This window comes from Clostridioides sp. ES-S-0048-02, assembly GCF_020658495.1.
Classification (GTDB): domain Bacteria; phylum Bacillota; class Clostridia; order Peptostreptococcales; family Peptostreptococcaceae; genus Clostridioides.
The window spans coordinates 1-9,769 of record NZ_JACVWH010000036.1 but is presented as its reverse complement, the minus strand read 5'-3'; the positions used below and the strand labels follow the sequence as shown (position 1 = coordinate 9,769).

Annotated in this window: 14 protein-coding genes; all 14 read right to left on the bottom strand. The window is 26.8% G+C overall.

Annotated elements, in window-relative coordinates; genetic code table 11:
* Window positions 1–233: 233 nt before the first annotated feature.
* Window positions 234–944 (bottom strand): hypothetical protein, encoded by a 711-nt coding sequence (locus tag IC173_RS19820; RefSeq protein ID WP_227856171.1) that lies wholly within the window; start codon window positions 942–944, stop codon window positions 234–236.
* Window position 945: 1 nt separating this feature from the next.
* Window positions 946–1,377, bottom strand: a complete 432-nt coding sequence (locus IC173_RS19815) for a protein-export chaperone SecB (RefSeq protein WP_227856170.1) — start codon at window positions 1,375–1,377, stop codon at window positions 946–948.
* Window positions 1,378–1,394: 17 nt separating this feature from the next.
* Window positions 1,395–1,958: a hypothetical protein gene (locus tag IC173_RS19810; protein ID WP_227856169.1), complete on the bottom strand. Its 564-nt coding sequence runs from the start codon at window positions 1,956–1,958 to the stop codon at window positions 1,395–1,397.
* Between the two features lie 567 nt (window positions 1,959–2,525).
* Complete coding sequence (locus tag IC173_RS19805) at window positions 2,526–2,798, bottom strand: hypothetical protein (protein WP_227856168.1); 273 nt, start codon at window positions 2,796–2,798, stop codon at window positions 2,526–2,528.
* A gap of 93 nt (window positions 2,799–2,891) precedes the next feature.
* Complete coding sequence (locus tag IC173_RS19800) at window positions 2,892–3,656, bottom strand: DUF3037 domain-containing protein (RefSeq protein ID WP_065388440.1); 765 nt, start codon at window positions 3,654–3,656, stop codon at window positions 2,892–2,894.
* Window positions 3,625–4,473 carry a HipA family kinase gene (locus IC173_RS19795; protein ID WP_227856167.1) on the bottom strand — a complete coding sequence of 283 codons (849 nt, stop codon included), beginning with the start codon at window positions 4,471–4,473 and terminating at the stop codon, window positions 3,625–3,627. Before IC173_RS19795 ends, IC173_RS19800 begins: the two co-directional genes overlap by 32 nt.
* 375 nt (window positions 4,474–4,848) lie before the next feature.
* Entirely contained in the window at window positions 4,849–5,661 is an 813-nt protein-coding gene (locus IC173_RS19790) for an N-acetylmuramoyl-L-alanine amidase (protein WP_227856166.1), read from the bottom strand.
* Window positions 5,661–5,918 carry a phage holin family protein gene (locus tag IC173_RS19785; RefSeq protein ID WP_227435861.1) on the bottom strand — a complete coding sequence of 86 codons (258 nt, stop codon included), beginning with the start codon at window positions 5,916–5,918 and terminating at the stop codon, window positions 5,661–5,663. The genes IC173_RS19790 and IC173_RS19785 overlap by 1 nt, the downstream gene beginning before the upstream one ends.
* Before the next feature lie 15 nt (window positions 5,919–5,933).
* Window positions 5,934–6,164, bottom strand: coding sequence for a hemolysin XhlA family protein (locus IC173_RS19780; protein WP_227856165.1), 231 nt, complete (start codon window positions 6,162–6,164; stop codon window positions 5,934–5,936).
* 33 nt (window positions 6,165–6,197) lie between these two features.
* Window positions 6,198–6,335, bottom strand: a complete 138-nt coding sequence (locus IC173_RS19775) for an XkdX family protein (protein ID WP_227856164.1) — start codon at window positions 6,333–6,335, stop codon at window positions 6,198–6,200.
* Entirely contained in the window at window positions 6,336–6,635 is a 300-nt protein-coding gene (locus tag IC173_RS19770) for a hypothetical protein (RefSeq protein ID WP_227856163.1), read from the bottom strand.
* Window positions 6,632–8,479 carry a phage tail protein gene (locus IC173_RS19765; RefSeq protein ID WP_227856162.1) on the bottom strand — a complete coding sequence of 616 codons (1,848 nt, stop codon included), beginning with the start codon at window positions 8,477–8,479 and terminating at the stop codon, window positions 6,632–6,634. Before IC173_RS19765 ends, IC173_RS19770 begins: the two co-directional genes overlap by 4 nt.
* Before the next feature lie 15 nt (window positions 8,480–8,494).
* The gene (locus tag IC173_RS19760; protein WP_227856161.1) at window positions 8,495–9,112 is read right to left on the bottom strand and encodes a YmfQ family protein; all 618 of its coding nucleotides are present in this window, start codon (window positions 9,110–9,112) and stop codon (window positions 8,495–8,497) included.
* On the bottom strand, window positions 9,105–9,769 hold a 665-nt coding region (locus IC173_RS19755), incomplete at its 5' end, for a baseplate J/gp47 family protein (protein ID WP_227856160.1). The genes IC173_RS19760 and IC173_RS19755, both read right to left, overlap by 8 nt.

Genomic DNA, 9,769 nt, shown 5'->3' with positions numbered 1-9,769 from the left:
AGCACTCCCCGACATGAGAATGCTTAATTGCAACTATAGAAGTGTATTCGTAGTACACTTCTATTTTTTTATTATATCACATAATTTAGGTTGTTAAAAAGAACTATTTAAATCAATTTTAAGGTGTGTTGAGTAATGTTCTTGATAGTTTATATTAATATATTTCAAAAAAAATAAGCACTCCTATAAAGAGAGTGCTTTGGTGTATGTTAACTTGTATAAATTAGTATACATTATTTATTAAATACTCTTTCCTCTATCTCTGCTCTAGGGATTATTTTAAAGTATTCAAATCCATAGCTTCTCAGTTTTCTTTCAAGCTTTCTTTTATTAGCATTGAATGTAATTATTAATCCATCACATTTAATTTCTTCTGTCTCTGATATTTGAAGTACTGATTGCATAAGTTCTAGTTTTCCTCTGTGTTTTGGTTTTAATGGAGTTCTTAATGTCGAGTTTGCAGATGATTTACATTCATGCATTTCAATGAAATTATCTGTATTTTTATCTTTAACCTCGCCCACATAAACAATATCTATATCTTTATTTGATATCTTGATTTCATTTTCTAATACAATGGCCTCATCTATTTTTTGCGTGAATTCTTTTCCATTATATGTTCCTACAACATCCCAAATTAACTCTAAAAACCTTCCTCTTCTACCGTTTACAACACCTTCTGTTCCGTTATAAAATGAGTTTAATAATTTTATAAACTCTTCGTAGTTTTTATCTTTAATTATAGATTCCTCAAATCTAAAATTATTTTTTACAATATCCTCAATTTTACTACTATCAATGTTATTTTTCCATTCATCTAATATTGACAATGTTATACCCAAGAACGATTTATTGTTTAACATAAAATTTGCTAGAGATTTTGCTGATGGGTGTTTTTCCCTGCTATTAATCTCTTTATGTTTAGATTTAAATTTCAATCTCATATTATGCCTTATATGGAGAAATTACTAGGGCAGGATATCCAATACGAGTTGTGATAGAGCTTATTATTTCTCTTGCATAAGGCCATATATTAACTGGAACATTTCGTTCTATAAACATTAATATATAATCATCTTCATAATCCTCTATTGAATTAAATGTATAAATTGCCCTTAGTTCAAATTTTAAATTTACCAAACCTTCTCCTTGACATTCTATTCTTAAGTTAAATTTAGGATAAAATTCTACTACTTCTGATAACTTTTTAAATTCTTCACACTCATATTCCATCTTAACATCACATTTAATACTTTCATTTTTGATATTTTCATCTTTATGTAATATAACATCACTTAATTCAATATTTTTAATTAGCACATTTACTAGTCCCACATCATTAACTAATTTTCTATACTTCATTTTATCTAATTCCATTAATCTTCCTCCAAAATCTAAGCTGCCAATGCATAATCATCATTATCATAATCCTCTATTTCAAACTTAAAGTTAAAATCAAATTCAATATGTTCATTGTCTATATAATTTGATGAGTTATCATTATTGACTAAATTTCCAATATTAGCAAACCTGATATTTCTAGAAATTTCGTATTCTTTATATTTTATACATATAAGCTCTTCTAAATTATCAAAGATATTACTTAATAAATCATAATACTGTTCACTTTTCTTCATAGGATTATGATACATTTCATCTGCTATTTTAAAGTTAGCCTTGCTTTTATCTAATACTTTCTTTATTATTATTGATAAATTAATTCTCCAATCTAATGTTTTATCAGTAATAAAATCTTCTTCTATATTTTTAATTGACTGCAAGGCATCTTCTTTTATAAACTGTATATCCCATTCATCCTCTTCTATATTGTTATTTTTTAGAGTTTTAGTTACATACTGAATTTTTTCTTCAAATAAATTATATAAGCTATCTAAATAGCATGTTTGTTTTAAATCTAAAATAGACTTATTTTCAAACATAATTGAATAATTATTCATATTAAATTCCCCCTTGTAAACAAACCTTTCCATAAATATACCTCCAGTAGTATAATTTAAGATTTGTTACCTAAATTATACCATTTTAATATTTACATTCCAACAACAAATATTATTAATATTTTCTCATATATACTAAATTTTTATACATCTACCCTATATATTTTTATTTTTATGATTATATAAACATGTTACTTTTTTCATTAAAGTTTAATATTTTCTCATACTATACTCTTTTCTGAACAATTTTGATATCCTTTATATTTGTAATACCCTTTGTATTAATAATTAACCAGTATATAATAATCATTATCAATTTAATACATTTTTACATGTAATTATATACCTCGTTATTTTCGTATGATATATATTACATTTAATATATATTATATGAATTACAAAATAGTCTAGAAATTGTATATAAAGTGTAGGCAAAATGTAAGTAAATATCTTTAACTTGAATTATCAATTTTATTTATCTGTAAAATACTATCTTTTATCAAATCTATTTTAATTGAGATTTAAAAAAGAAGGTAACAACTAACTCCAGTCGCTACCTTCTAATCATCAATGATTAAATTTTGATACACTAAAATTTTTAACTTGAGACTTAAATAACTGTTCAATCTCACCAACTATACTCTGTATCTTATTTTCATATCTTGAATCATAATATATATTTATCTCACCTATGCTATTTATACTTATAGAATAGTCTTTTCTTTCTATTATACATATGCTTCCACAATCAGATAAATCATTCTTGTATATTGATTTTAATTGCCTTTTTATCTTTAGAAAGTCTATTGTTGGATAAAAACTCTTATCATGTATTAACATATTATTACCTTTCTATAAAATAAATAAGGTATAAAGAGTTATCTTATGCTCCTTATACCTTATAAATATCCATAACTTATTTTTAATTATCTTTTATATTTCTAATTTTAACTGTTCAACTTTATTTTGTTTCATTTTAAGTTGTACTGTAAATTCTAATACGTCTTCTTTAGACATTACTTGGGCACCTGATGAACTTAATATTTTTAATATAGTTTTAAATATTTCATCTTCTAATTTCAAGTCATATATAAAAATAGTTTTATATATATCTCTAATTTCATTAGCATTGTATGACCAGTGCTTAGCTGTGGCAATAAGTCTGCTTACTTTTTTGTTTTGAAATTCAAAAAGTTTAAAACCATAATTTCCAATTGTATAATCGTAATTTATATTTTCATTAAAACTACCTTTAATTGCTTTAGTGTTATATTTTATATCACTATCTTTCAATAATCCTTTTATATAAGATATTTGTCTTTGTTCTGTAGGTCTATTGCCTTTTTCAAAATCATATGGCATAAACATTTGCTTTGTCTCTAATATAAAATCTTTTATCGAATCTACATTTTTATAAAAAACTTTTCCAAACTTAAGCTCATTATTATACCTTTTTATATAATTTTCTAAATGTATATCCTTAAGATTTCTTTGTGCATGTGATTTCATACCATTTATAATCATTTTAAAAATGTCTATATCAATTTCATCATCAAAGGTTTTAACGCGAGTCCAGTTAGTAGTTGTTTCAAAATATACTTCTTTATATTCTATATTATGAAATAAAATCCCCACATTTATTTTTTCGTCTGCAATAAATGATGGTCTATATGTTAAAACTGAAAAAGCTACTTTCACTACACTCACCTCCTGTACAATTTATATTTTCAATGATGAATTTGCATATTTCGTCTATACTATTCAACCTATGCAACAAATAGTTCAATATGTCTTCTTTTTTAATATTATTCATCCACTCTTTAGGTATTTTATTTAAAATATTACTTATAACATTTTCATCTAATCTATCCTTAAAAATTCTAGCTTCATCTGTCAAAACCTCTAAATTAATATCTACAACACTATAAAAATTCTTATAAATAATTTCATTTTCTCTCAAAATCTCTTTTTCATTATACTTTTGCTCATTTATTTTTATCCATGCTTCTACGTTGGTCACATCCATATTAAATACATGAGAATGATCTATTATACTAAAACCATTACCTTTATTACCTTTAGTCATTCCAATCAGCATATTCCCATCATGTCTATCTTTATTGTGTATAAAGTGGTCAAAAATAATAACTTTTATTATATCTTTTTTATTATAAATTTTATTAGCATGTTTATATTCAATATCTGTAACTTCAGATACTTTATTTATTTTTTTACTATAAAACCCTATCCCTTCAACATCATCTAGACATTTCTCATATTCTAGAAGTTGTTCTATATCAGTATCATTATTTATTATACATATTCCACCATCTGGTATCGGTAATTCTAATATTTTAGCAAGTTCTAAACATACAAATTCGTTTATCAAAATTTTATGACCACATCTATTACGAAATGTTTTAATAATAACCTGCTCATTATCTATTATACCGATTAATGGTACTGTAGTACCCGTTTCGATTTCTCCTAAGATTTTACTTACTTGTTTCACCATTTTTCTCGCTCCTGGCTTATTATTGTATATTCTAACAAGTTGTTGTATAATAAATATGTCTAATAAGCTCGAATATACTTTTTTAAATAGAACCTGTTTTAGATTTGGGAGTCTTTTTTAGGTTCTATTTTATTGTACATATATTTACATTTTTTTGCAATAAAAACAGGGCTAGCGAGACTTCCTCTTTTTTATTACATTTGTTTCTCATAGAGTACTTCTACTATTTCGAAATTATAATAATCTTACCCAAAATGGTTAAACAAAAAAGATATATAATAAGAAGTACCTACTTGTAATTATATCTTTTTACAGTTACCTAATAATAGACTAATTGTACATAAAATGTATGTAAAACATACATGAATTTATAATCTATCTATTAATAAAATCTAATGCTTTATAAAGTGTATCAAACCTATCATTACCTTTTATCATAGTGTATCTTTCTTTAGTTATAGAACCTATTTTATTACATGCTCCACCACCTACAACATATAAGTTCTCAGTCTGACCTGGTACATAATCTTTTATATCACATATTAATATCTTTCCATCATTATAGCCCCAGCCGACTACTGTTGCAGGTATCTTGTCAACCTCTCCATCATAAACTATAGTGTGTTTATACATCTCTTTGACTCCCTCATTTTTTATATTTTTATTCAATACACCTTCTACAATTAACTTGGCCATACCTTCATATCCAAGTTTCTTAGCCTTCTCATAATCTTCTTTATTGTCGCAAAAGAAACTTTCAATTAATATGGCTGTAGGCTTGGAACTATTTAAAATATATAATCCTTTGTCTAATTTAGCACCTCTATTTTTGAATACTGTACCTAGTTTCTTACATATTCTAGTTGCATACTCTAGACCTTTATTACTATAATATAGCACCTCTGAACCTTTTCCTTGACCATCACTTGCATTTAAATGTAACTCTATGAGTAAGTCATATCCCCCACCATTAACTCTGGGTATTTTATATGACTTTTCTTCATTCTTAGTTTTAAACTGCTTTTCGGGGCATATTATTACGTCCACCTTATGACCTTCTTTTCTGAATGTATCTGCTAATACTGGTGCAAGAGATTTATTATATTGATACTCGTTAACTACTCCATCAGCAGAAGTACATGCACCACTTTTTAAAATACTGTGTCCTACTGTAATACATATTTTCATTATTTATTTTCCTCCTTTAACTGTTTGTAAGTTTGATTTATACCTATTGATATACCCCAACAAATTACACCTTGTAAGACTGCATCAGCATTTAATCCTAACATCCATATTGAGAAGCCTACTCCAAGTGCTAGTAATACTACTGGAATATACTTGTTATCTAACTGTTTATACTTTTTACATCCTGCTCCTATAACATAAAGAGCAGCAACTAAAATTAGTAACTGCTCTGGTATGAAACTTATTAAATTATCCATTTATTTTCCTCCTAATTAAAATATTCCTCTCTGTATTGCAAATATAAAGAATCCTACCAATGTTGTAATTATAACTCCTACAAGCCATTTAAGTACTCCTGTTAGATTCTTTATATCACTACATAAGTTTTGTATTTGTATAGCAAACTTTGCTTGCTCAATCTCGATTCTATCAATTTGTTTGCCATGCTCTTTTACCCTTGTTTCAAGTGTATTTATCTTCTCCTTCACAAGTTCTTCATTCATGAAAACCTCCTAATTTTTTGTATTAAAAAAGAACTATGCTACATAGTCCTCTCCTACAATTTCTTTATATTCTGTTAATGTTATTTTACTCTTTGAAACTGCTGTTTTAACTTGCTCTTTAGTCCAATTCCCATTTCTGTAGAAGTCTGTTATTATCTTATACCAATTCATTTATATCACCCCATTATTCATTAATTGAAAAGTTAAATCTGCTATTGTTTGTTCTGTAGAATTTACTTTATCTTCTATACTACTTTTAATATCTGTATATCTATAGAAAACTTCTTTAGTGTCTATATTTATAAATAACTTTGCCTCTTTATTCTCTACAAATTTTTTAATTGGTAATTCATCAACTAAAATACCATTTTTTAAGTTTTCCTCTGATAACAAACTTGGTTCATAGTGTATCATTCCAACATATTTTATATTTTGTTCCTCTGTGTCCATTAAATTTCCTAAATAAATCATAATGATTCTCCTTTCTCATATGAATAAACCTTTTTTGATAATACATTTCTAAAAATTCCACCATTAATAAAGAAAACTATATCATTTATTATAAACATACCAGCATTTGGGTATGTTTCAGTAAGTTTTCGGTAACTGTCAACGTGTTTAAGAGTATTTAAATTTATTTTTACAAAAGGACTACTAGAAAGTGAATATAAAGCATATATATATCCATTATATATATCAAAATTGTCATATTTAATATCATCCGAATATACGATTAAATTTAAATTTGCATCGTATTTTACTAAAGCACCTTTTTTGTTACTATCAATTTCTATGCCTCTTTCTGCATCAGATACAATAACAAAATCATTTAAAAACTTAATATTTTTTTCATACAAATATCCACCTATCCTAAAATCTTTAGCTATAGTAAAATCAAAATTTATTTTAGATAAATGACAGTCTGTAATACTACTTGTGTTTGAATGTTCTGTTGTTGCATAAATACCATTTTTGTTGCAAACAAACTTGCCTCTATTAAAATTGTAAATTTCATTTGATGATAAATTCTTAGTTAGCATTATATACATATCAGATATTCTTATTTTATGGAGTATTGAAGAAGTTTCATTTCCGTATACTCCATAAATATAATCTCCATATGCACACAATTTATAATAAGCACCTTCTATAGATTGTATCTCGCTTCCAGTCACTTTATTTATTTTATATAATTTATTATTATCAGATATAAATAAAAATTCTTGAGTAATGCAAATACATGAGAAGTTAGCATTAGCTAAAGTAATATCAAAAACTACCGTTTCATCAGTAGCATTAATTTTAATTAAATGAGTTTCTTTAATTACATAAAAATAAGGTTCTTCATATTCAAAAGTTTTGAAATTTCCACTACATCTTTCAATATATTTTATAGTTCCATTTGTAACTAAATACGCATAGCTATTTGAAAGTGTTGTTTCTCTTAAATCCAATCGACCCTCTTTTTTATCAATTTTATCTTTTATTTCTTCCCATGTATCATTTGTAGCAACTTCTACACCTTTGGAGTTCAATGCTGTTACTACATTATTTTTAGCATTAACTCCATTTTGAAAAACCTCTTTTAAAGCATCTTCTACATTATCACTTTCAAATAAATTATCTGTATCTTTTATAGTTGTTTTATCTGCTGTTGTTTCTATACTATCTACACTAGTTTTTACCTCATTTAATGCACTAACTATATTTGTTTTATCTGTTGTTTCAAGTAGTGTTGTATCTCCTATTTTTCCATTTAACTCTGACTTAGCAGTTTCTATGTTGCTTACTAGCTCCGTTTTAGTTGTATCTATTTTAGTGTCAATGGTATCTATTTTAGCCTCTAAATCTTGTAAATCTTTTAATGTAGCAAAAATTATCGTAGGGTCAATTTTAAGCTCTATATTATTAACATTAGATACAACAAAAATAGTTTTTACTTTCATGTCAATTACTGCTCCATCTTCCAATCTAGGTTTGTATGCTGACCTATATTTTGATATAGCAAGTAAATTACCTTCTGTATCTAAATAACCTATCTCTCTAACTATAAAGCCTCCAGCGCTAGCAGGTATTAGACTCTCTAAAATCAAGCAATTTGTCATGCTTTCATCAGTCTTGACATTCCCTACTTTACCTTCCCAAACTACATTTTTTAATACTGTTTGTTCCTCTGTAGGATTATACTCATTTCCTCCGCCATCTCCAAGTTGAATCTTGACAAAATCAACTTTTCCTCCTACTATACTTGCATTTGCTATCTTAGCCTTACCTATATTTGTTAATATCGTGTAATAACTTTTATCTGTAGCCAAACTACCACCTCCTATCTAATAAATTGTAATCTCTTGGTATCCAAATCCATTACCACTAATTATATTAATTTCCCCTTGAGTTTCAATATCACTAGGTGACCAAGGGTAAATTGTAATTTCATGTCCTGTTATTGTAGTTGCACCAAAATACATACCATTATCTTTACTTACTAATACCCTAGTGTAGTCTAAAGTCATGTTACAAGGTTTAACACTACTTACAAATGAATGAACTTCTTCAAACCAGTCTTGATTTCTTGCATCACTCTCAAGGTGTATATTATAAGTAGCATTATTTATAGTTAATTCATAATTACCTTCTCCAACTATACTATCTAGCCAGTTTCTTAAAAATCGTTCTGAGTAAGGTAATTTACTTATATATTTACTAAAAATCCTAAATCTTCTATCTTCTAGACTCTCATTTGATTTAGGAACTATAGACATTATTTTTTCCCATCTTTTTATACCAGTTATGGTTAAATCCTCTAAAAATTGGTCATTTAAGACATCATCTAATTTATCATGTAGTGTTTTAATTTCTTTGTTATCTGCATTAAATATCTTCTCATATTCTTCTTTGTCTTGCAGAATTTGTGGTAAGTAACTTATTAAATTTATATCTTTATCCAACTACCTCACCTCTTACTACTATTGAATCTTTATCAACACTAAAATTTGATGCAACGTCATTTATCATAGTATTTACAATGTCTAATACTCCATCAATACTAAGCAATCTAGTTTCAATTTGAGATATACGAACTATTAAGTTTTCTTCATCTTCCCAACTCATATTGAGTTCATTTAAATAGTCGTCAATTGCTTCCTCTGCTATAGCCTTTATATTCTCCCAAGCATAGCCACTCTTGTATGTTATTGTAGTACTTACATTTATAGTTGTACTCACGACTCCTGTAACAGTAACTTTATGTCCTATAGGTGCTAATCCAATACCTTCTCCTTGATTTTGTATAGGGTCAATTTCTTCTTGTACTAGATTAACTAAATCACTAGATGGTACTTTGAAGTTAGAGTTAATTATTACTAACTTAACAGTTCCTCCACCATTCCAAACAGGGTAAACTTTGACTCCTCCAACGTCCTGTATCTTGTTAACTTCATCCTTGTAATTCTGTATATTACCACCGAAACTTTGTGAGTTTAAACTATCATAGTATCTTTGTCTTAAACTGTCCTCACTCTCTTCATCTTCTCCATTTATTAGTATTTCAGTTAACTCAGCAGTTTCAAGACCACCTATATATTCAATTGGAATCAACTGGCCAA

Bases quoted from the DNA above. Each gene is read 5' to 3' on its own strand.
- IC173_RS19775 (WP_227856164.1), bottom strand. From the start codon at position 6,335: ATGAATTGGTATAAGATAATAACAGACTTCTACAGAAATGGGAATTGG.
- IC173_RS19810 (WP_227856169.1), bottom strand. From the start codon at position 1,958: ATGAATAATTATTCAATTATGTTTGAAAATAAGTCTATTTTAGATTTA.
- IC173_RS19770 (WP_227856163.1), bottom strand. From the start codon at position 6,635: ATGATTTATTTAGGAAATTTAATGGACACAGAGGAACAAAATATAAAA.
- IC173_RS19815 (WP_227856170.1), bottom strand. From the start codon at position 1,377: ATGGAATTAGATAAAATGAAGTATAGAAAATTAGTTAATGATGTGGGA.
- IC173_RS19820 (WP_227856171.1), bottom strand. From the start codon at position 944: ATGAGATTGAAATTTAAATCTAAACATAAAGAGATTAATAGCAGGGAA.
- IC173_RS19790 (WP_227856166.1), bottom strand. From the start codon at position 5,661: ATGAAAATATGTATTACAGTAGGACACAGTATTTTAAAAAGTGGTGCA.
- IC173_RS19785 (WP_227435861.1), bottom strand. From the start codon at position 5,918: ATGGATAATTTAATAAGTTTCATACCAGAGCAGTTACTAATTTTAGTT.
- IC173_RS19805 (WP_227856168.1), bottom strand. From the start codon at position 2,798: ATGTTAATACATGATAAGAGTTTTTATCCAACAATAGACTTTCTAAAG.
- IC173_RS19795 (WP_227856167.1), bottom strand. From the start codon at position 4,473: ATGGTGAAACAAGTAAGTAAAATCTTAGGAGAAATCGAAACGGGTACT.
- IC173_RS19780 (WP_227856165.1), bottom strand. From the start codon at position 6,164: ATGAATGAAGAACTTGTGAAGGAGAAGATAAATACACTTGAAACAAGG.